The 20647-nt window shown below is 57.3% G+C and carries 19 protein-coding genes and 1 CRISPR repeat array (1 of these 20 running past the window's edge); of the genes, 4 read left to right on the forward strand and 15 right to left on the reverse strand.

The annotated features are described in order from the left end of the window. Positions 1 to 554: a CRISPR direct-repeat array (repeat unit 29 nt; unit sequence CGGTTCATCCCCACGCCTGTGGGGAACGG); it begins 1060 nt to the left of the window's first position. Positions 555 to 900: 346 nt separating this feature from the next. Together ACT3TY_RS00565 and ACT3TY_RS00570 are read left to right on the forward strand one after the other, a co-directional pair. Next, positions 901 to 966, forward strand: coding sequence for a hypothetical protein (locus ACT3TY_RS00565; RefSeq protein ID WP_444621621.1), 66 nt, complete (start codon positions 901 to 903; stop codon positions 964 to 966). 13 nt (positions 967 to 979) lie between these two features. Further along, positions 980 to 1837 (forward strand): PhzF family phenazine biosynthesis protein, encoded by an 858-nt coding sequence (locus ACT3TY_RS00570; protein ID WP_444627081.1) that lies wholly within the window; start codon positions 980 to 982, stop codon positions 1835 to 1837. Between the two features lie 119 nt (positions 1838 to 1956). Here ACT3TY_RS00570 and ACT3TY_RS00575 read toward each other — a convergent pair whose 3' ends face one another. The 8 genes from ACT3TY_RS00575 to frdA form a co-directional block, all read right to left on the reverse strand. Then, on the reverse strand, positions 1957 to 3177 hold the full coding sequence (locus ACT3TY_RS00575) for an MFS transporter (RefSeq protein WP_444627082.1): 1221 nt from the start codon (positions 3175 to 3177) through the stop codon (positions 1957 to 1959). 93 nt (positions 3178 to 3270) lie between these two features. Next, positions 3271 to 4674, reverse strand: a complete 1404-nt coding sequence (menE, locus tag ACT3TY_RS00580; protein ID WP_444627142.1) for an o-succinylbenzoate--CoA ligase — start codon at positions 4672 to 4674, stop codon at positions 3271 to 3273. A gap of 18 nt (positions 4675 to 4692) precedes the next feature. After that, a complete protein-coding gene (menC, locus tag ACT3TY_RS00585) occupies positions 4693 to 5649 on the reverse strand; it encodes an o-succinylbenzoate synthase (protein WP_444627083.1) in 957 nt (318 codons plus the stop codon). Beyond that, a complete protein-coding gene (menB, locus tag ACT3TY_RS00590) occupies positions 5649 to 6509 on the reverse strand; it encodes a 1,4-dihydroxy-2-naphthoyl-CoA synthase (RefSeq protein ID WP_444627084.1) in 861 nt (286 codons plus the stop codon). The genes menC and menB overlap by 1 nt, the downstream gene beginning before the upstream one ends. Positions 6510 to 6550: 41 nt before the next feature. Continuing rightward, complete coding sequence (frdD, locus tag ACT3TY_RS00595; RefSeq protein ID WP_441677412.1) at positions 6551 to 6970, reverse strand: fumarate reductase subunit FrdD; 420 nt, start codon at positions 6968 to 6970, stop codon at positions 6551 to 6553. Beyond that, complete coding sequence (locus tag ACT3TY_RS00600) at positions 6967 to 7368, reverse strand: fumarate reductase subunit C (RefSeq protein WP_441677410.1); 402 nt, start codon at positions 7366 to 7368, stop codon at positions 6967 to 6969. The genes frdD and ACT3TY_RS00600 overlap by 4 nt, the downstream gene beginning before the upstream one ends. A 10-nt stretch (positions 7369 to 7378) precedes the next feature. Beyond that, entirely contained in the window at positions 7379 to 8131 is a 753-nt protein-coding gene (locus ACT3TY_RS00605) for a succinate dehydrogenase/fumarate reductase iron-sulfur subunit (protein WP_193054216.1), read from the reverse strand. Continuing rightward, on the reverse strand, positions 8128 to 9915 hold the full coding sequence (frdA, locus tag ACT3TY_RS00610; RefSeq protein ID WP_444627085.1) for a fumarate reductase (quinol) flavoprotein subunit: 1788 nt from the start codon (positions 9913 to 9915) through the stop codon (positions 8128 to 8130). The genes ACT3TY_RS00605 and frdA overlap by 4 nt, the downstream gene beginning before the upstream one ends. A 276-nt stretch (positions 9916 to 10191) precedes the next feature. On the opposite strand from frdA, the gene ACT3TY_RS00615 reads away from it, so the two are divergent. Next, entirely contained in the window at positions 10192 to 11733 is a 1542-nt protein-coding gene (locus ACT3TY_RS00615) for an anion permease (RefSeq protein ID WP_444627086.1), read from the forward strand. 19 nt (positions 11734 to 11752) lie between these two features. Here ACT3TY_RS00615 and menH read toward each other — a convergent pair whose 3' ends face one another. The 4 genes from menH to ACT3TY_RS00635 are packed head-to-tail and all read right to left on the reverse strand — an operon-like array spanning position 11753 to position 16169. Further along, the gene (gene menH, locus ACT3TY_RS00620; protein WP_172117884.1) at positions 11753 to 12520 is read right to left on the reverse strand and encodes a 2-succinyl-6-hydroxy-2,4-cyclohexadiene-1-carboxylate synthase; all 768 of its coding nucleotides are present in this window, start codon (positions 12518 to 12520) and stop codon (positions 11753 to 11755) included. Further along, complete coding sequence (gene menD / locus ACT3TY_RS00625) at positions 12510 to 14252, reverse strand: 2-succinyl-5-enolpyruvyl-6-hydroxy-3-cyclohexene-1-carboxylic-acid synthase (RefSeq protein ID WP_444627087.1); 1743 nt, start codon at positions 14250 to 14252, stop codon at positions 12510 to 12512. Before menD ends, menH begins: the two co-directional genes overlap by 11 nt. Before the next feature lie 5 nt (positions 14253 to 14257). Further along, a complete protein-coding gene (locus tag ACT3TY_RS00630; protein WP_444621569.1) occupies positions 14258 to 15652 on the reverse strand; it encodes an isochorismate synthase in 1395 nt (464 codons plus the stop codon). A gap of 16 nt (positions 15653 to 15668) precedes the next feature. Then, complete coding sequence (locus ACT3TY_RS00635) at positions 15669 to 16169, reverse strand: DoxX family protein (protein ID WP_172117882.1); 501 nt, start codon at positions 16167 to 16169, stop codon at positions 15669 to 15671. Between the two features lie 152 nt (positions 16170 to 16321). Here ACT3TY_RS00635 and ACT3TY_RS00640 point away from each other — a divergent pair, with 152 nt between their 5' ends. Further along, positions 16322 to 17248 carry a 1,4-dihydroxy-2-naphthoate polyprenyltransferase gene (locus tag ACT3TY_RS00640; RefSeq protein ID WP_441677396.1) on the forward strand — a complete coding sequence of 309 codons (927 nt, stop codon included), beginning with the start codon at positions 16322 to 16324 and terminating at the stop codon, positions 17246 to 17248. Positions 17249 to 17273: 25 nt separating this feature from the next. On the opposite strand, the gene ACT3TY_RS00645 is transcribed toward ACT3TY_RS00640, so the two are convergent. From ACT3TY_RS00645 to ACT3TY_RS00655, 3 genes are all read right to left on the reverse strand, one after another. Beyond that, positions 17274 to 17576, reverse strand: coding sequence for an antibiotic biosynthesis monooxygenase family protein (locus ACT3TY_RS00645; RefSeq protein ID WP_172117880.1), 303 nt, complete (start codon positions 17574 to 17576; stop codon positions 17274 to 17276). A 316-nt stretch (positions 17577 to 17892) separates the two neighbouring features. Next, positions 17893 to 19164: a 4-aminobutyrate--2-oxoglutarate transaminase gene (gene gabT / locus ACT3TY_RS00650; RefSeq protein WP_444627088.1), complete on the reverse strand. Its 1272-nt coding sequence runs from the start codon at positions 19162 to 19164 to the stop codon at positions 17893 to 17895. An 11-nt stretch (positions 19165 to 19175) separates the two neighbouring features. Further along, complete coding sequence (locus tag ACT3TY_RS00655; protein ID WP_444627089.1) at positions 19176 to 20627, reverse strand: NAD-dependent succinate-semialdehyde dehydrogenase; 1452 nt, start codon at positions 20625 to 20627, stop codon at positions 19176 to 19178. Positions 20628 to 20647: the final 20 nt, after the last annotated feature.

Consider the following 20647-nt stretch of genomic DNA (forward strand, 5'->3'; position numbering starts at 1 on the left):
GGAACGGTTCTGTACCTTTTCCCTTTTCCCTTTTAGTCTCGGTTCATCCCCACGCCTGTGGGGAACGGGCGGTATAAAGGGACGCAATATAACAAAGTCCCGGTTCATCCCCACGCCTGTGGGGAACGGGCTGGGGTAGGACTCAAGACAGCCTACAGGCACGGTTCATCCCCACGCCTGTGGGGAACGGTGAGATCATCGAGCGTTCCGTGCTCGGTCATCCGGTTCATCCCCACGCCTGTGGGGAACGGTTTTCATGGCCCGGTGGGGCGATGTTTAGCGCCGATTCATCCCCACGCCTGTGGGGAACGGTGCATGAATGGCTCGCAGGTCGTGGCCTGAAACGATTCATCCCCACGCCTGTGGGGAACGGCAGATCAAAGCCGGTCAGATGACCATGCAGGACGATTCATCCCCACGCCTGTGGGGAACGGCAGTATTTTGGTCGATGAGAACGGCATACCGCGATTCATCCCCACGCCTGTGGGGAACGGTCTTCACAATCCACGTCGCATTGCCGCATGGAGATTCATCCCCACGCCTGTGGGGAACGTCTAATTGTAGATGACTGTTCTGCAAGATAAAAATAGGCAGTAGAAAATCCATCAGCGATTTAGGTCAATTTTTGATCAGAAAGATATTCTTAAAGAACAGTAAAATCAGAACGTTGCAGGAATCTATAAAAATCGCACCAAGCCTCGGTCAAAGGTATAAGTATGCATCGTTTTTATGAAGAGCGACCTCTCTTATGGCATATACATTCGCCAACGGCGGGTTACTCGTGAAGGGCGCTCGTTAGTAGTGCGTATTGGATGATTCATTGGCTCAGCTACGTTCTCAAATATGCGCCCACCGCGAACGTAGCCGCCGCCGCCAGTTGCTGACCGGCTGCTAAGAGATATTGGTATCACCCGTGCCCAGGCACAAAAGGAGGGTCGTAAATCCTTTTGGAAGCACACATTATGAGAAGGAGAACGATATGAAAACCGCTGAATATTATCTGCTGGACGTATTTACCGATCAGCCTTTTTCGGGCAATCAGCTAGCCGTCTTTTTAAACACCGACGGGCTGACAACAGCCACCATGCAGGCAATCGCCAATGAGCTTAATCTTGCCGAAACGGTGTTCTTAAGTGCGCCTATTGAGCCAAACCACTACCCGATGCGGATCTTTACGCCCACCCAGGAACTACCGTTTGCCGGCCACCCAACCGTCGGCACCGCGCAGCTTCTAGCCGAGCTTGGCTTGGTAAACCGCACGCAAACGCTGGTGCTTCACCCGCCTGTAGGCGAGTTACCCATTCGCTACTCAGGTGAGAAAGCCGTGTTTACGGCCGCAAGGCCCGCCAGCATGACGCCAAGTACACTGGACCAGCAATCGGCAGCGGCACTGCTCGGCTTACAGCCCCATCAGGTCATCGGCACGCCGGTTATCTCATCCTGCGGGCTGGCTTTTCATCTTGTTGAGCTAAGCGCCCCCGCAGCCCTAAAAAACATACACATTTCAGCAACCATATGGGCAGAGGCCGTTGCCCCGAGCGGTGCGGAGCAAATATATCTTTACGCAACAGAAACGGCTGACCGCTCAAAAGCCACGCTTCGTAGTCGCATGTTCTCCAGGGAACATGGCCTTTGCGAAGACCCCGCAACCGGCAGTGCCGCAGCGGCATTAACCGGGTATTTGGCAACCCTGAACGAAACGACGCACTGGACCATTCATCAAGGCGTTGAAATGGGCCGCGCCAGCGTTATTGAAACCACCCTGCATAACGGCCTGGTTCAAGTAGGCGGCAGTGCTGTGCTGGTGGGCAAGGGGGAGCTTTACTTGAGAGATTAACAAGCGGCTTGAAAGCCAACTAATCGTGCGATTGATCCAGGCATCATCATCCTGCCCAGCCGCTTTTCGGCCAACGGGCCATAACAGCGTGCGGCATAAGTTTGACACATCAGTACCGCTCAGCGGCCAGCGTCGCGAGTAGCACAGCGGCCAGGACGGTGTGGCTTCAATAGCAGCACCAACGCCACGCAGCACAGCAGCGCTACGATGAGATCAAACGTTAGCGCAGTGATTTGTTGGCCGGCGACTATCCCTAGCAGGCCGATACCGACGACGGGCAGCGAGATCGCCACATACGCAACAACGAAAAAAGACGATACCGTTGCTGCCTTGTGCTGAGGGGAACTGGCCGCCGATATCGCACCCATGCCCGCCCGGAAGGTAATGCCCTGACCAATGCCCGCAACGATGGCGCCCAGTATGAATCCAAGCAGTTGCTCGTAAGCAATCCCCCACGCAATGATGAGCACACCGACAAGCAGCACAGCGCACCCAATCGGCAATCTTCCAGGCTCCGGCAGCCGCCCCTGACCCATTTGCCCAACGGTCGAGGCGATAAACGGCAGCCCTGCCACACATCCTATCAACGCATGATTGGTGTAGCCCATTTGCTGGCCCAGGAAGGCGGGGGTTGCCGCTGTATAAAAACCGAACACCATAAAACCAGCAAACGCTGCGATAGCCGCGGGTATAAAAACGCTGCGCACCTCGGGAGGGATTTTAGGTGTTTGAACGCGAAGTTTGATATTCGCTGGGCGCGTAACCGTTTCAGGCGCTCGCCAGATACACACCACCGCTACCAGCGCTAACGCGAAGTGAATAGCAAACGGCAACACCAACGGTGCCGCAAACAGTACGGCCAGCGCCCCCGCAAGTATCGGTCCGACACCTAACCCGACCATATTGGCGGCGGTAGCAACCAACGTGCTGGAGCGTCCCCAGGAACGGGGTGCCAGCTCCATGACAGCCACCGTGGCAGTACCCGTAAAGATACCCGCTGAAAGCCCCGAAAGTACGCGGCCGGTAAGCAACATGCCTACCCCATCGGCTTGCCAAAATACGATATCGCTTACCGCTGACAGGAAAAGCCCGGCAAGCAGCAGCGGCTTACGCCCTAGCTGATCAGACCATTGCCCGGTAATCAATAACGCTGAAATGACCCCCACCGCATACGCCGCAAAGATGACAGTAATCATCAGATCCGAAAAACCAAATTCATGCTGATAGATCGGATAAAGTGGCGTGGGCAGCGTGGTGCCCACCATGGTGATCATGAAAGCAAGCGCCGCCCCTAAAAATACGCCTGCGCGCCGCGTATCCGACGCTTGAGAAGAGCTCATAAATGTCCTTATCGAAAATAAAGAGATCCACCTTCTCAGAAGGCGAGTCGAGAATGGAAACTCACATAGCCAATGAACGTTAATGGATGCGTTTTATATCACCGCCAACTGCTCTTGGGCCAGTTTGGCAAAGTGCGTGCGTGAGGGCTTTAGCCCTTTCACCGAGGGCCACGCCAACCATGCATCGGGCACCATAAAGCCCGGCAGCGCCTCGCGCACCCAGCGGGCCAGGGCCTGATCTTCGCCGCTTTGCGCCTGCCAATCAATAAAGGCAACGGGGCGCTCACCCCACTCGGGGTGTGGCACAGCAACCACCAGCGCTTGGGCGACGCTAGGGTGATCCACCAACCGCTGTTCGATGCTTTCCGGCTGAATGTTCTCACCGCCGGAGATAAAGCCATTATCCAGCCGCCCTTCAACCACCAGTTCCCCCGCAGAATTAAAATACCCCTTGTCCCGGGTGGCAAACCAGCCCTCGTCATTTAGGGCTGGGTCCAGCGCACCGTTACTTAAATAGCCGCTAAACAGGGTATCGCCCCGCACCTGTATTTCATTATCGATGATCCGAACATCGCGCCCCGGAAGTGGCTTGCCAACGACACCTGGTGCCGAGGGAGTACCGGTACAGACCTGGCTTGCCATTTCAGATAGCCCATAACTAACTTTTGGCGTCAGCCCCAGCGAGGTCATGTGCTCAACCAAGGGAGCGGGGATCGCCGCTCCGCCCAGCAGCAGCTCGCGCAGCTGTGTCCTGGCGGGGTCAAAACCTGCTTGTAACAAGCGCCAGAGCTGAGTGGGTACCAGTGAAAGATGTGTAATAGGCTGTTGTTCCAGGCGTGCAGCCAGCGGCGCAGCGCCATCATCCAGAATGACCCGGCCACCTGCGAGAAATACGCGAAAGGGAATCGCGTAGCCGCCAATATGAAACAGCGGTAGCGACAACAGCCAGCCGCTTTGTTGATCAACCGGAATTAAGGTCGCCGAGCCTCTGGCCGAGGCCAAATGATTCCCCAGCCGGTGCAGTACCGCCTTAGGCATGCCGCTGGAACCCGAGGTAAAAATCGTGTTACAGCGCTGATCGGCATTCAGTTGCACCGCTTGTTCGGTCATTAACTCTTCGGAAAAATCGAGGGTGATTGGCACTGGAGCCGATGACGTTACCTGCGCGTCACCCTGCTCGCCTTCCGTATAACAAATGCGACTGGCCTGTAGGCGCTGGGCAAGCGCGTGCTGATGGGTATCTGGAAAGGCCGGGTTAAGCGGGCAGAAAACCACCCCGACACGCAGACAAGCCCAGGCCAATAATAACGAGGCCAATGCGCCTTTGGCCGGGGCCATTAATTTGTCCCCAGGCTGAAACCCCTTTTGCGCCAGCTGTCGCGCCAACGCGGCGATACGCCTATCAAGCATTCGATAAGTAAGCGTCACTGAGCCACTGTGTAGCGCAATATGCTGCGGAGTTTCGGTGGCCCAATAGTTAATGGGGCAAGGTTGCATCACGCGGCACGCTCCTGGTTATTCCTGCATATCTTGATAGAGGCACGTCAAGCGCCCAACAACGACATCGCCTGCCGTGGTGGTTACCCGTTCAGCCAGCCAGTTTCCGGTATCCAGCCCCGGTGGTTCTGTGGGCGCCCATTGACGGGCCAGCCGAGCCAGCAGGCCCAGGCCAAGATCAGACTCAAAACTTGAGGAAATAACCACCCGCAGATTATCTGCCCGTGCCCGCTGTACAAGTGCCTCGCAGGCGCTTAGCGCGCCTATCAACGTAGGCTTAATGACCAGGGCAGCAATATGAGGATGGGAATACCAGGGCGCGTTACGTGACAACGTTTCATCCAGCGCAATCTTCACACCCGCTGCATCGGCCACGGCAATGGTGTCAGCAAAGGTGGGGCAGGGCTCTTCCAGATAGTCGATCTGTTCACGCGGTAGCTGTCGACAAAACCGCGTGGCCTCTTCCCTTGTCCAGCCGCCGTTGGCATCCAGAATCAGTTGGGTAGCGGGCAGCTTTTCAGACAGCCTAGCGACCAGCGCTAGCTCGTCGCTCATTGCGTAACGCGCTACCTTGAGTTTGAGGCGCGAAGGTGGCGGCTGCCCGCCCTTGCGTATGTTGTCTAACGCGCTATCCAGCATCGCGATCAGCGATACGGGCTCGCCTTGTAATAGTGGGTAAGGCGCTAACGCGGCGGGACAATGTGGGGGCCAAACGTGCTGTGCACAGTCGAACCCGAACTGTACCGAGGGGAGCGTGGGCACTGCTTCTTCACCGCGCTTCAAGGCGGTTAGGCAGGCCCTGCTTTCGGTCTCGGCATCGGTTAAGGTTTCTACTGAAAAACCAGGCAGTGGCGCAATGTCACCCCACTGCCCGTTAATCGACACCAACAGTCCTTCACGCTGCGTGATCCGCTGGCCGTTAAACAGCAGCGACTGGCGCAGTGGCAGCGCGTAGCGGTAAAGCGCTAATGGCATTACGGGTTGCGCGGATAGCGAGAGAAATCCGGGGGCCGCTTCTCATTAAACGCGTTACGCCCCTCCTGGCCTTCATCGGTCATGTAATAGAGCATAGTGGCGTTACCCGCTAGTTCCTGCAGCCCGGCCTGGCCATCGCAGTCGGCATTCAGTGCCGCTTTCAAACAGCGTAGCGCCATTGGGCTGTGCTGCAGCATCTCCCGGCACCAGCGCACGCTCTCTTTTTCAAGCTCATCCAGCGGCACCACGTGGTTGACCAGGCCCATCTCCAGCGCTTGCGCAGCGCTGTACTGGCGGCACAAAAACCAGATTTCGCGGGCTTTTTTCTGACCCACAATGCGCGCCATATACGAGGCACCGTAGCCGCCGTCGAAAGAGCCTACTTTGGGTCCGGTCTGGCCAAAAACCGCGTTATCCGCCGCAATGGTCAGGTCACACATAAGATGCAACACATGCCCACCACCAATCGCGTAGCCTGCCACCATGGCGACAACCGGCTTGGGGCAGGTACGAATATCACGCTGAAAATCCAGCACGTTCAGGTGATGAGCACCCTGCTCATCCTGGTAGCCGCCATAGTCACCGCGAATGCGCTGATCACCGCCGGAGCAGAACGCTTTATCGCCTGCGCCGGTGAGCAAAATCGCGCCGACGCGACTATCGTGACGTGCGCGACCAAGCGCCTGAATCATTTCGCTAACCGTTAAGGGGCGAAAGGCGTTACGCACCTCTGGGCGGTTGATGGTAATGCGTGCAATGCCCTCTTTGGAGATATGATACCGAATATCCTGGTAGTCGCCGGAGTGGTCCTGCCACTCAACCGGTTGATAGAGTTCCGCTTCTGTAAGTCCGTGGATCATTCAAAGTTCCCTGATTCATTAGGTATTGGCGTCTTTCGGGCTTAGCGCAACATACCTGCCACGGCCAGCCCTAGTGCCAGAAGGCTTAACAGCGCCGCAGCGCCATACATCAGCTTTTTATTGGTGGTGTCGCGGCCCAAAATAAGGTCAAACATTCCGTGGCGCAGGCGATGGGCGGCATGAAAAAGCGGCAAACAGACCGCCGCGCCAACAAACAGAAAGCCTGGCACGCTGAATAGCAGTCGCGATGCCCGCTCATGGCTGAGCGCGTCGGCAGGTAGCCAGCCCAAGGGAAGCAGCACGGCAAAAAACAGGATGGCAGAGGGCAGTAACACGGCAAAACAGACGCCGCCTGCACTGAATAGTCCCCACCATAGCGACTCATCGTAGGCCTGGTGGTGGGGAAGCTGATTCGTGCGCTGACTGCCCGCGCCTGACGCATTCATGGTTGGTTTAGTCATACAGACGCCCTCCCAAACAGCCAGATGAACAACAGCAGTACGGCCAGAACGCCCGCCCACTGTCCCGCCACAATCGCCTTATCCGGTAGTTGGTAGTTACCGATGCGCAGCGGCATAACGCGAGGAAACAGCACAAAAAAGGTCACCGCGTGAAACAGGCTGGCGGCTAGCGCCAAAAGGTTGAGCAGCAAAACGATGGGAGATCCCATAAAGGCGATCCATCGTTGCCAGCTATCTGGGCCCTGGAGCAGCGCGACCATGCCCGCCAGTAGGCAGAGTAGGAAAAAAACCAGCGGTAACACCGTCGCTTCACGCAGCATATAGAGTTTAAAAAAGCGGAGTTTCAGCCACCAGTTACGTTTTAACGGCACAAAGCGTTGCGATGTCGACTTATCCATACCCTTTCTCCTAGCCCTTAAACAGCGCAATTAGCGTGTGCTTAGCGGACGCCACTTTGCTCTGATTGATAGCCGCCGCTGGGTCAACGTGTTTGGGACACACCTTTGAGCAAAAGCCCACAAAGGTGCAACTCCACACGCCTTCATGGCGGTTCAATTCGTCCATTCGCTGCGTGCTACCGTGGTCACGGCTATCCAGGTTATAGCGATGCCCCAGCGCAATGGCTCCTGGGCCAATAAACTCAGGATTAAGCCCAAACTGCGGGCAAGCGGAGTAACAAAGCCCACAGTTGATACAGTTAGCGAACTGCTTGTAACGGGCAAGCTGCCGGGGCGACTGGCGATAGGTTTCTGGCGCCTTCGGGTCAAAGGGCTTTACCGGGTTGTCGTCTATCAGGTAGGGCTTAACGGCGGCCAGGTGATCGAGGAATATCTCCATATCAACCACCAGGTCGCGCTGTATGGGGAAGTGCGCCAACGGTTCAATGCGGATCTCATCGTCGAAGTCGCGCAGGAAGGTCTTACAGCCAAGCTTGGGGACGCCATTCACCATAACGCCACAGGAGCCACAGATCGCCATGCGACACGACCAGCGGTAGCTCAGAGTGCTGTCGAGCTGCTCTTTGATGTGATTCAACGCATCCAACAATGAGGTGCTGTCGTCGACTGGCAGCTCATACTCCTGCCAATAGGGCTCGGTAGAATTGTCGGGTAAATAGCGTTTGACGCTGATGCGCCGGGTGGATACCTGCTGAGTACTCATGCCTTGCCTCCCTTGGACGCATCCCCATAGGTACGTTCTGCGGGCGCGGAAAAACGCACGTCTACCTCCTGCCATGCCAACCGAGCGTGTGCATCGCCTTGATAAAACACCTGGCTGTGCTTGAGGTAGTTAACGTCATCGCGCGTTTGCATACCGTCATCCAAGCGCTGGTGAGCGCCACGGGACTCACGCCGCTCCAGTGCACCAAGGCAAGATGCCTCGGCAATATCCAGCCCGTAGCCAAGCTCAATGCACTCAAGCAACTCTGTGTTGAATATTTTGCTGGTGTCGTTGACACGAATCTTCTGATAGCGCGCCCGCAGTTCACGAATCGTCTCCAACGACTGCCGCATACCCTCTTCGGTACGATAAATACCGCAGCCACTCTCCATGGCCTGCACCATGGCATGCTTAAGCGTAACCCACGTCTCGCCGCTGCCCTCACCATCACAAAGATGCGCTAGTTTTGCCTGCTGACGGGTAGCTTGGGTTTCCAGAAGGTGCATGTCTGCCCACTCGGTTTGCGCCGCGCGCTGGCTTGCCTGCTCCCCCGCTAAACGACCAAACACCAGTAGCTCAGTGAGCGAGTTGGAGCCTAAGCGATTAGCACCATGCAGCCCAACAGAGGCGCATTCACCCGCCGCATAAAGCCCGGCAACCGACGTTTCACAGTGAGGATTGGTTTCGATACCGCCCATGGTGTAGTGCACCGCCGGGCGGATAGGGATCGGCTCTTTGACCGGGTCAACGTTAATGTAGGATTTAGCCAGCTCGCAGATAAAGGGCAGGCGCTCAAGAAGGTAGGCTTCGCCCAAGTGGCGCAGGTCAAGATAGACCACATCGCTATCGCCAAAGGTGCCAGTGCGGCCCGCCTGCTGCTCCTGCCAAAAGGCCTGTGAGAGCTTATCGCGAGGGCCCAGCTCCATGTACTTGTTTTCCGGCTTGCCCAGTGGGGTTTCCGGGCCCAGCCCGTAATCCTGAAGGTAGCGGTAGCCATCCTTATTGAGCAAAATACCGCCTTCTCCACGACACGCTTCGGTAATTAAAATGCCGGAGCCGGGAAGGCCCGTGGGGTGATACTGAACAAACTCCATGTCCCTAAGCGCCACACCGTGGCGATAGGCCATTGCCATCCCGTCGCCAGTCACGATCCCTGCGTTGGTATTAAAGCGAAACAGGCGCCCGGCACCTCCTGTTGCCAATATCACGGCTTTGGCACGCAACAAAATAAGCTCGCCGGTGGCCACTTGAAGGGCAATGACGCCAATAACGGCCCCTTCGTGCACGGCAAGATCAAGGACGAAATACTCATCGAAGCGCTCAATTTGGGAATATTTGAGCGAGGTTTGAAACAGGGTATGCAGCATGTGAAAGCCGGTTTTATCGGCGGCAAACCAGGTACGTGCGGTTTTCATGCCGCCAAAACGGCGTACCTGCACATTACCATCCTCCTTGCGGCTCCAGGGGCAGCCCCAGCGCTCCATCTGCACCAGTTCCTGGTAGGCATGATGCACAAAATAGTCCACCACGCCTTGCTCAACCAGCCAGTCGCCGCCCGACACAGTGTCATCAAAATGCGCCTGATACGTATCCTCCTCGCTGGTTACCGCCGCCGCACCGCCCTCAGCGGCAACGGTATGCGAGCGCATAGGATAGACCTTGGAAATTAGGGCGATACTTTGAGAAATGCCCTGTGCCTTGGCGCTTTCTGCTGCGGCGATAGCGGCACGTAAGCCTGCGCCGCCTCCACCCACAATCACGATATCGAAATCTCGATGCTGCATGACATTCCCTTACTGTAGCCAAGTCAAAGGCGGTAGTGGCGACACGCTTCGATGCGGTGTCTTTTGGTTGAACTTATCACACTCCAGGTACGTGCTATCCCCTCATGCCAAGCTCTATTGACGCATATCAAGAAATGCATCTTTAAGACAGGCGATGCTTTAACAAGAGTAGTTAAGTTTAATTTCTCATTTATTAATTTTAATAAAGAATTCCAACTACAATTTTAACTATTAGTCGCTATCGCCATTCTCTGCAACGTATGCAACCGCAAGCAGATGAAAATCAACAGCGTTAGCAGTGAAGAGACTCGGCTGCTTTCGCAGCCAATAAGAGGGGGGCAGCTTGATATGAACAGTAGCGTGCAATCAGCATTTGATTGGAAGTTGTTAGCGCCGCTTGTAGTGGCCATTATCGTTGCGTTGATACCCACGCCTGAGGGGGTTGCTCCTCACGCCTGGTACTTCTTCGCTATTTTTCTGGGCTGTGTGGTGGGGCTGATTTTTGAACCCTTGCCAGGCGCGGTCATTGGGTTAATCGGCGTGATTCTGGTGGCGCTACTCTCCCGCTGGGTGCTGTTTTCACCCGAACAGCTAGCGACCGAAGGCTTTAATGCTGCCAACCAGGCCTTTTCATGGGCCGTTTCGGGCTTCACCAACTCGACAGTGTGGCTGATTTTTGGCGCGTTTATGTTCGCGCTGGGGTATGAAAAAACCGGGCTAGGCAGGCGCATATCACTTTGGCTGGTCAAGGCCATGGGCAAGCGCACATTAACGTTGGGCTACGCGGTAATGATCGCCGATGCGGTGCTGGCGCCTTTTACACCTTCCAACACGGCGCGTAGCGGGGGCACCATTTATCCGGTCATTCGCAATCTGCCGCCGCTTTACGACTCCCAGCCCAATGACCCCAGCATGAAGCGCATGGGCAGTTTTCTGATGTGGACAGCGATCACCTCGACCTGTGTGACCAGCTCGCTGTTTCTAACCGCGCTTGCCCCCAACCTGTTGGCCATTGCTCTGACAGAAAGCGCTACCGGTATTCATATTAACTGGGGGCAGTGGTTTATCGCCGTAGCGCCCGCTGGCATTCTGCTGCTGTTGCTGGTCCCACTGCTCTGTTACTGGCTCTGCGCGCCAGAAGTGAAAGCCGGTGAAGAAGTGTCCAACTGGGCGCGGGATGAGCTGAACAAACTGGGGGCGCTTACTCGCAACGAGATACTGCTGGTCGTCATGGTCGTCTCTGCGCTACTGCTGTGGATTTTTGCGGGCGATGTTGTGTCCGCCTCCTTGGTAGGCCTGGTGGTGATTTGCTGCATGCTGCTGACCGGTATCGTGAGCTGGAACGATATCCTCGACAATCGAGCTGCCTGGAATACCTTTGTATGGTTTGCAACGCTGGTGGCGCTGGCAGGCGGGCTAAGCCAGGTCGGATTCGTCAACTGGTTTGGTGGCGTGGTGGGTGAACAAATCAGCCACTTTAATCCCGTCATGGCGATGGTGGCGCTCACGGTGATTTTCTATCTTCTGCACTACCTGTTTGCCAGCGTCACGGCCCACGTTACCGCCCTGTTGCCGGTGATGCTGGCGGCGGCTTCCGGTATTGCAGGGCTGGATATGCAGATGTTTATCCTGCTGCTGCTCCCCACGCTGGGCTTTATGGGCATTATCACCCCCTACGGCACCGGCCCAAGCCCGGTTTACTATGGCAGCGGCTATCTGCCAAGCGCCCTTTATTGGCGGCTCGGGGCTATTTTTGGTCTGCTGTTCTTAGTGGCCTGGCTGGCTATCGGTTTGCCGTGGCTGCTGTTGATTAACTGACCCCAGGTGAGCGAGCCGTTTAGCCGAGGCGTTGATACCATCGGCTAATCGGTTCGGCGATGCTTTTTGCTTGCTCTGTATGCAGGTTGTGCCCGCCTTCCAGCGCGATAGGGTGCACGCGAGGGGCTATGTTAGCCAAGCGGGCGGCAAGTGTGTGAAATTTAGTATCCTGCCGACCTGAAAAGTAACCAATGGGAAGTGACGTTTCAGCCAGCCACGGCCACTGAGAGGACTGCCTGCCGAGCGACGTGCTTCGCAGCATTGTCGCCACGGACGGGCCATGATTGGCCAACCGCCGTTCAATCTGCCGCGCTCGCTGCGTATATGTAAGATCAGCAAAGACGGGTTGCCGATACCAGTCGGTAAGCACGCGTTCAAGAGGTTCCAGCGCAAAGCGTTGTGCCCAGCGTGCATCATGGGCCATACGCTCATCGCGCTCGCTTTCGGGCAAGCCTGGATGAGCGCTCTCCAGCCAAAGCGCCTCAAGCCCCGCAGGTTGGCGGCGGGCGTGATCAAGCGCCAAACGCCCTCCCAGCGAGTAGCCCAGCAAGCAGTAGCGGTGAATATCCTGCGCGGCCAACGTATCGGTTAGCCAGTGGTGAAAAGCGGAGAAAGAGTCGACCGCCACTTGGTCATTTTGGCCGTGGCCCGGTAAATCCAACGCCAGGCACGGCACATCTTTCAACGCAGCGATGACCTCCGCCCAATCGTGGCGATCACCTAACAAGCCGTGCAGCATAACCAGCGTTGGGCGTGGCTGGGCGTGCGCTTCATATTCAGCCTTCATGGTTATCGCGCCTACCTAGCGTTGCTGCCAGCGCCACAAGATCGTCTGCAACCTGCTGATGTGGCACGTTAAGCTCTATCAGTGTAACGCCTCCTTCCAAGGCACGGGCATAGGCCGCATCGAAGCTCTCCAGCGAGCCAGGTGCGGCATAGGCAAGCCCAAACATTTGCGCCGCGTACTCAAAACTCAAACCATGTGGCTGACGGAAATAACGCTCAAGTAGCGCACCTTCCTTGGGCACTGGCAGCATATGAAAGATGCTGCCGCCATCATTATTGAGGATAATCACCACCAGCGGCTGAACGGCCTGCTTCAGCAGCGCCAGGCTATTAAGGTCATGCAGCGCGCTGGTATCGCCCACGATCAGCGTGGTGGGCTGGTCGCTGGTAGCGCTGGCGCCGTAGGCCGTGGCGATCAGCCCATCGATACCGGAAGCTCCGCGGTTGGTGAATACCCGCAAAGGCGCTGTGCGGTACGCGCCCAGCATGTTCATCAGCCTTGCGGGCATACTGTTACCCACAAACAGCTGCCCGGTTGCCTGCTGCAACAACCGATGACAAATGCCCAGCTCTGAAAAGGTATTACAGCGTAGATTCACGATATCGCTGATGCGCTGTTGGCACTGGTTAAGCCGGTGCCAAGGGGTGCGCTCGGTCTCACGTTCAAGCGCGGCCACCACGGCCTCGGGCGGGCAAATGAAGCGGCGCTTAACGCTGTAATCAGGGTCGAGCCGCTGGGGGCGCGAGTCCACCAGCCAAACATCCTGCCAGGAATGACGAGCAATAAACTGCGTCAGGCGCTTGGAGATAAGACGCCCGCCAAATTGCAGCAACACATCGGCCCGCTCCAACTCCTCGACAAAATGAGGATCGTGCAGCGCCAGGTCAAAATAGATCACGTTTTGGCGGTCAAAACGTACCTGGCTTTGTAGATCCGCCAACAGTGGCCAGCCTAATCGACGGGATAACGTCACCACCTGCTGCGCCTGGTGCGGGTCATCTATACATCCCGCCACGATAACGCCTCTCTGACACGAAAAATCTGCCCACTCGGTAGAAAACACGGGCGCTTGCGTACTGGGTACCCACTGGCTCCACGGCACTGAAGAGGTCAGCCAGCTGCCAAGAGGCGCCAGATAATCCGTGGCATCCTCTCTCTGGTGGCCGGGGTAAAGAGGCTCGCGGTAGCGGCAGTTAAAATGCACAGGGCCTGGCGTACGCTGCTGTTGATCAATAGTTTGATCAACAGTGCTGAGTAGAAACGCGGCGCTCAGTTCAGGGCCAGGGGGCGGAAGGTCGTGATGCACCACGGTATGACGAGCAAAGATGTCGCGCTGGTCGATGGCCTGGTTACTGCCGTTATCCAGTAGTTCAATAGGGCGGTCGGCTGAGAGCACTACCAGCGGCACCCCCATTAGCTTGGCTTCTACGACGGCAGGATATAGATTGGCAACCGCCGTGCCCGAGGTGGTGATAACCGCTACCGGGCGGCCGCTTCTGCGCGCAAGACCCAGTGCCATAAAGGCCAGGCCACGCTCGTCAAAATGGCAGTGGCAGCGAAGCCCGGCATGCTCGCTGGCCGCCATGGTGAGCGGCGACGAGCGTGAGCCCGGCGCCAGCACAACGTCGCGCATGCCCAAGCGGTAAAGCTCCTCAAGCAGCAGTGCGGCCCACACATGGTTAAAGGTAGCGTGCTGAAGCGGAAAGCCGCGCGGCATGGCGTTCGCGGTCATTGGTATTACCCCATGTTGAGCAGCGACATAATGTCGGCAATTTTGTTGTCCAGCTCACGCCACTCTGCATCAGGCTGAGAGCCCGCGACAATGCCCGCACCGGCATAAAGGCGAATCTCATTAGCGCCGATATGAGCGCATCGGATCGCCACCGCAAGCTCCGTACTGGCCAGGCTCACCCGGCCAAATACACCCGCATACCAACCCCGCTGGTGATGTTCGTGCTGCCGGATAAACGCCAGCGCCGATGCACGAGGAACACCGCCTACCGCTGGAGTAGGCGGCAAACTGGCAAGCAGCGCCTGGTCCGTCACCGTGTGATGCAATTCGGCATGAATAAGGCGGCGGATATGCTGCACAGAGCGCAGCTTAAGAACATGGGCCTCCCCGGCTTGAACATCGCGAGACAAGGGCTCAAGCCGGGTAAGAATATCCTCATAAACGCACTGGTTCTCCAGGCTGTTTTTGGTATCTACCAACAGTGCCTCGGCAAGGTATTGGTCCTTTCGTGCATCAGCGCCACGATGGGTGGTACCCGCTAGCGCCTCGGTTACCAGCTGCGTACCTTCTCGCTGATAAAGGCGCTCCGGTGGGCAACCGATAAAGGCGGTCTCTGAATCCCACTGAATGCCCAGTTGAAAGCACGCCGCCGCCTCTGCCTGCCAGCAGCCCAGCAGCGCCCAGGGCGATGGCGTTTTCGATGCGTCATCCGCGATAACCAAACGCGTCTCTCGCGATAACACCACTTTGGGCGTATGGCACAGCTGATCAGCGTGGGTCACTTGGGACACCCACGCTGACCACGCCTGCTGGGCAGGGGCGTCATAACGTAAATAGGCATGCGGACGCAGAGGGGGCAGCGGTTGTTCTTGCTGGAGACTGGCTAAAAAGACGCGTGCTTCGGCTATTTCAAGGTCGCCACAACGGTCGTCAAAGCGCAAATTGAGCGTCAGTAGCGCCCCCTGTTGTGAGCGCTTAAGTTCAACACGCGGCAATATAAAACAGCAATTTTTGAAATTTTCCCAGCCGGGCGACGTAGCATCAAACGCCATGCCGCCGAAATAGTCCGGCTGCTCACCAGGCAAGGTTGCGAGTTTGGCAAGGTCGGCCTGTAGTGTCTCAAGCGAATCGGTGACGCTCACCATGCCTAGCGTCGCGTACTCCGGTGCGCCAGCGTCTCGCGCTTTCCAGTAGCCGCGCGGAAAAACCGTTTGCGCGTCCAACCATCCCATCAGGCTATCAACGCGGCAAGGCACGCTCAGGCGTATAACCCCCTGAAGGGACGGCACAGGCAATGCATCAAGCCGGTCCATAAGCTCAGCGACAGCGCTCTGGCTGTTCATATGCGCCAACCCGTAAGCGACGCTGCTGCCTGTTACCCAGCGCATGTGTTCAGACAATCAGTGGCCCCGCGTCTCAGATAAACCGAGTGCGGCGCGTAATGCCCAGCCTCTGTTTGATATAGGGTAAGACCCAACGGTCTCCCCCAAAATGGCCAGCGTTCGCGCCCGCTACCAGTAAGAAAAAGGTTAACGCAATCATCCACGGGTTGGTGGAGACCGTACCCGCCATTAGAAACGACATATTCATCACAATAGCGAAGAAGCCTGCAAAAGAGGTCAGCACCCCCACGATCAAGCCCAACCCCACGAGTATCTCCCCCAGCGGGATCACCACATTAAACATACCCGCATAGGGCAGCGCAAAATGCTCCAAAAAAGCAACGTAGTTGGGATACACCATGCTCCCTTCCCGCATCACAGGGTTCGCCACCGCGTTACTCAGGAACCCTTGCGCATCAAAACCGCCCGTCAGTTTGCCGATTCCCAAACTGAGCCAGGTAATCCCAAGATAAAGCCGGAAGGCTAGCCAAACAAGCGCTGCATATTTGCTTTGTCTAAATAAGTCGCCGATCATCGAATTAACTCCTGTTAAGAGGGATTAACAATAGTTTGCGATAAGACACCGCTGCTTCTTTTGACGCAGGTCTACTTTTTAGCACTTAATAATACATAGCTACGCACGCCCTTTTAGTCATTTAACGTCATCACGACCAGGACACCAAAGCAATGGATCAACCCGACAAGCACCGCCCGTTCCAGGTTTGGTTATTAGCGGCCCGGCCTCGTACGCTGCCTTTGGCATGTGCCTCTATCCTGCTTGGCTCAGGCCTTGCGGCGCACGCACAAGGGTTTAATCCGAGCGTGCTACTCCTTGCCCTGCTAACGGCGATTGCCCTGCAAGTGCTTTCAAACCTGGCCAATGATTACGGCGATGCGGCGACGGGGGCGGATGATCACCAGCGCATAGGCCCGGTTCGCGCTGTCTCTTCAGGTCTACTAAGCCCACGCGCCATGCGCGGTGGAATGGTGGTGATGGCGGTCGTTGCCGCCCTGTGTGGACTGTTGCTACTGCTGACGGCTTTTGGCAATCAGTGGGCGTCCATTCTCATCTTTATTCTTCTGGGTGCTGCCGCGCTGCTGGCCGCGGTCACGTATACCGTAGGGCTGGGTGGCACGCCGTATGGCTACCGGGGGCTGGGAGATATTGCGGTCTTTATCTTCTTCGGCTTGTTAGGGGTACTCGGCACGTACTACCTGCATGCACAACAACTGGACGGGCTTACACTACTGCCCGCGGCCGCTTGCGGGTTACTGGCAACCGCTGTATTGAACGTGAATAACGTGCGCGATATCGAAAGCGACACGCGCAACGGCAAGATCACCCTGGCGGTGCGCTTGGGCCGCGCTAACGCCATTACCTACCACTGGATATTGCTGGCAATGGCGCTACTGCTCACCGTGATTTATCTGGTCGCACTGCCCGCCCCCTGGCTTAGCTGGAGCTGCCTGCTGGTTGCCAAACCGTTAGCAGACGCTGCCAGAACGCTACACCACACTACCGACGGTGAAACGCTTACCGGCATGCTGAAAAAAACCGCGCTATCGACGCTGATTTACAGTGTACTGCTCTCACTCGGCCTAGCGCTCTATTAAAGAGGCCAAGCCGCTTGCCCCGTGCTTAAAGCACGACCTCATACCCTTCAAATTTGGGCGGCCCCAGGTAGATACCTTCCGGTGACTTGGCACCCGCGTGAGCCTTACGAAACGCCTCTGACTGGGTCCAGGCGCGGAAAGCCGCTTCCGACTCCCATACGCTGTGGGAAATAAACACGGTGTGCTCTTCCTGGCTTGCGCCCTGCAACATGTTGAACTGCTTGAAACCGGGCACGTCGCTCAAGTGCGAATCACGCTTACGCCACACCTCCAAAAAATCCTCTTCGCGGCCTGGGGCAATCTGAAAACGGTTCATTGCGATATACATGACAACTCTCCTGCTGGGTTGGTCCTGCCAAGTTAGTTACGCGGCGACAACTTGATGGTAACGTCACCATCAAGTAACGAACAGCTTAGGCTTGTGAAGAAAACTGCTTGCGCTGCTGATAGTGCCCACGCTCTATTATCTGCCAACACCAGCAGATGCCAACAAGCCTGAAGTTCTGGATTAACCTTCTCGTTGCCTGGTCGGCAGGTGGCAGCCAGCGGATTGGCTGTCGTCTGTTGATGCCCTAGCCCGCCCCCCCCAGCAAGCGAATGCTGTTGGCGGGGGCGGGCTATAGATGCATGCCTAACGCGGCGTATTAGCCAAGCGCTTCCAGCGACTGCTCGATGATGCTCAAGCCCTCTTCCAGCACCTCACTTGACACAGTCAACGGTACCAGAATACGGATGCTGTTGCCGTAGAAGCCGCAGGAAAGCAGAATCAGGCCATTCTTGCGCGCCTTGGCGCAGAGTGCGCCGGTCAAGTCGGTGTCGGGCTTTCCGTTACTATCCAAAAGCTCGAATGCCGCCATGGCGCCCAGCTGGCGGCCGTGCGCCACGGCGGGAAAGCGCTCTTCCCATACGCCAAAACGTTCAGCCAACAGGCGACCCATCTGCGCGCTGCGCTCAAGGATATTCTCTTCCTCGATCACTTCGATAACCGCCAGCGCCGCAGCACAGGAGAGCGGGTTGCCACTGTAGGTGCCGCCCAGTGAGTTGGGGCCCGAAGCATCCATGACCGCGGCCGACCCCACGACAGCAGACAGCGGCATGCCGTTGGCCAGGCTCTTGGCGGTCGTCAGAATATCCGCCTCGATGCCGCTATGTTCCAGCGCAAACAGCTTGCCAGTGCGCGCAAAGCCAGACTGCACTTCATCGGCAATCAACAGAATGCCGTGCTCGTCGCACAGCGCGCGCAGCGCCTGTAGGTACTCGGGTGAAGCAATATAGAAACCGCCTTCGCCCTGTACCGGCTCGATCACGATGGCCGCCGTGCGGTGCGGGGCGATATCGGTCTTGAACAGCGTGCGAATGCCATCGAGTGACGCCTCTTCACTGATGCCGTGCAGCGGATTCGGGAACGGGGCGCGGAATACGTCGCCCGGCATCGGGCCAAAGTCGTTCTTGTAGGGCAGCACCTTGCCGGTCATGGCCAGCGTCATCATGGTGCGGCCGTGGAAGGCACCATCGAAAGTGATGATGCCGGTGCGGCCAGTGGCGGCGCGGGCAATCTTCACGGCGTTTTCCAGCGCTTCGGCACCGGTGTTGACCAGCATGGCTTTACGCTCGGGGCCACGTACCGGGGTCAGTTCACACAACTTCTGACACAACTGCACATAAGGCGCGTAGGAGATGACCGCAGCGCTGGTGTGCATGACCTTGTGCAACTGCGCTTCAACCGCGGCAACGATTTTCGGATGGCGATGACCCAGGTTGAGCACGCCGATGCCGCCCGCGAAGTCTATCCAGCGGTTACCGTCGGCATCCCAAAGCTCGGCGTTTTCAGCACGCTCGGCAAAGGCCGTATTCGGGGTCGCTGCGCCGTTGGCCACATAGCGGTTTTTGAGTTCGTTCAGTTCGTGATTAGTCATGTTCATTCCCCTTATAAGCCGCCGACGCAGACGTATTTCAATTCAGTAAATTCATCGAGACCGTGATGGGAGCCTTCACGGCCAAGGCCAGACTCCTTCACGCCGCCAAACGGCGCCAGCTCGGTCGAGATCAAGCCTTCATTAACGCCAACCATACCGTACTCAAGCGCTTCCATGGTGCGCCAGATACGGCGATAGTCGGTGGCGTAAAAGTAGGCTGCCAAGCCGAACGGCGTATCGTTGGCCATCTGGATGGCCTCTTCATCGCGCGTAAACCGGAACACGGGCGCGACGGGGCCAAACGTTTCTTCATCGGCCACGGCCATGGCGGTCGTCACATCGGCAAGTACCGTAGGCGTAAAGAAGCGCTCGCCGGCTGCATGAGGCTCGCCGCCGCACATAAGGCGGGCGCCATTCTGCATGGCGTCGTCCACGTGGTGCTGCACTTTATCGACCGCGGCCTGATTGATCAGCGGACCAATCACGCTGCCGTCTGCCAGGCCATCGCCTACTTTCAACGCTTTCACGCGCTCGGTGAGCTTACTGATAAACGCATCGTAAATGCCGTCCTGGACCAGAAAACGGTTGGTGCACACGCAGGTTTGCCCGGCATTGCGGAACTTGGAAGCGATAGCACCGTCCACCGCAGCGTCCACGTCGGCATCGTCAAACACGATAAACGGCGCGTTGCCGCCCAGCTCCATGGCGGTCTTCTTCACGGTGCTGGCGCACTGGGCCAGCAGACGCTTGCCCACCGGCGTGGAGCCGGTAAACGACACCTTACGCACGCGTGGGTCGGTGGTCAGCACTTCGCCGACTTCTGCGGGTTTGGAGGCGGTCACCACGTTGATGGTGCCCGCGGGCAGGCCCGCTTCCAGCGCCAGATAAGCCGCCGCCAGTGCGGTTAAGGGCGTCGCTTCAGCGGGCTTAATCACCACGGTGCAGCCGGCGGCAAGAGCCGGGGCGCACTTGCGGGTAATCATTGCCAGCGGGAAGTTCCACGGCGTGATCGCAGCAACAACGCCGACCGGCTCACGCAGTACTAACAAGCGCTTGTCGGCGCCGTGGCTAGGCAGGGTTTCCCCGGCCATGCGCTTGGCTTCTTCAGCGAAAAACTCGATAAACGAGGCGCCGTAGGTGACTTCACCCTTGGCCTCTACCAGCGGCTTGCCCTGCTCAAGCGTCATCAAGCGGGCGAGATCATCGGCGTGCTCGATGATCAGTTCGAACCAGCGACGCAGCAGGGCTGAGCGCTGCTTGACCGGGGTGGCGCGCCAAGCGCTACCTGCTTCATAAGCAGCGGCGACCGCATCACGGGTATCTTCCGCGCCAAGCTCTGCCACACGGGCGATGGTTTCGCCGGTGGCAGGATTATCCACGGCAAAGGTCTCTGTGCCCTTGCGCCACTCGCCGCCTACTAGGGCGGGGACGGCTTCGTGCAACCACTGTTCGATAAAGCTCATGCAATGCTCCTGTGAATGTC

The organism is Halomonas sp. AOP22-C1-8 (genome assembly GCF_052378905.1).
Taxonomy (GTDB): domain Bacteria; phylum Pseudomonadota; class Gammaproteobacteria; order Pseudomonadales; family Halomonadaceae; genus Vreelandella; species Vreelandella citrativorans.

Coding starts and splice junctions, on each gene's coding strand:
- ACT3TY_RS00570 (WP_444627081.1), top strand. CDS start 980: ATGAAAACCGCTGAATATTATCTGCTGGACGTATTTACCGATCAGCCT.
- ACT3TY_RS00575 (WP_444627082.1), bottom strand. CDS start 3,177: ATGAGCTCTTCTCAAGCGTCGGATACGCGGCGCGCAGGCGTATTTTTA.
- menE (WP_444627142.1), bottom strand. CDS start 4,674: ATGCAACCTTGCCCCATTAACTATTGGGCCACCGAAACTCCGCAGCAT.
- menC (WP_444627083.1), bottom strand. CDS start 5,649: ATGCCATTAGCGCTTTACCGCTACGCGCTGCCACTGCGCCAGTCGCTG.
- menB (WP_444627084.1), bottom strand. CDS start 6,509: ATGATCCACGGACTTACAGAAGCGGAACTCTATCAACCGGTTGAGTGG.
- frdD (WP_441677412.1), bottom strand. CDS start 6,970: ATGACTAAACCAACCATGAATGCGTCAGGCGCGGGCAGTCAGCGCACG.
- ACT3TY_RS00600 (WP_441677410.1), bottom strand. CDS start 7,368: ATGGATAAGTCGACATCGCAACGCTTTGTGCCGTTAAAACGTAACTGG.
- ACT3TY_RS00605 (WP_193054216.1), bottom strand. CDS start 8,131: ATGAGTACTCAGCAGGTATCCACCCGGCGCATCAGCGTCAAACGCTAT.
- frdA (WP_444627085.1), bottom strand. CDS start 9,915: ATGCAGCATCGAGATTTCGATATCGTGATTGTGGGTGGAGGCGGCGCA.
- ACT3TY_RS00615 (WP_444627086.1), top strand. CDS start 10,192: ATGAAAATCAACAGCGTTAGCAGTGAAGAGACTCGGCTGCTTTCGCAG.
- menH (WP_172117884.1), bottom strand. CDS start 12,520: ATGAAGGCTGAATATGAAGCGCACGCCCAGCCACGCCCAACGCTGGTT.
- menD (WP_444627087.1), bottom strand. CDS start 14,252: ATGACCGCGAACGCCATGCCGCGCGGCTTTCCGCTTCAGCACGCTACC.
- ACT3TY_RS00635 (WP_172117882.1), bottom strand. CDS start 16,169: ATGATCGGCGACTTATTTAGACAAAGCAAATATGCAGCGCTTGTTTGG.
- ACT3TY_RS00640 (WP_441677396.1), top strand. CDS start 16,322: ATGGATCAACCCGACAAGCACCGCCCGTTCCAGGTTTGGTTATTAGCG.
- ACT3TY_RS00645 (WP_172117880.1), bottom strand. CDS start 17,576: ATGTATATCGCAATGAACCGTTTTCAGATTGCCCCAGGCCGCGAAGAG.
- gabT (WP_444627088.1), bottom strand. CDS start 19,164: ATGACTAATCACGAACTGAACGAACTCAAAAACCGCTATGTGGCCAAC.
- ACT3TY_RS00655 (WP_444627089.1), bottom strand. CDS start 20,627: ATGAGCTTTATCGAACAGTGGTTGCACGAAGCCGTCCCCGCCCTAGTA.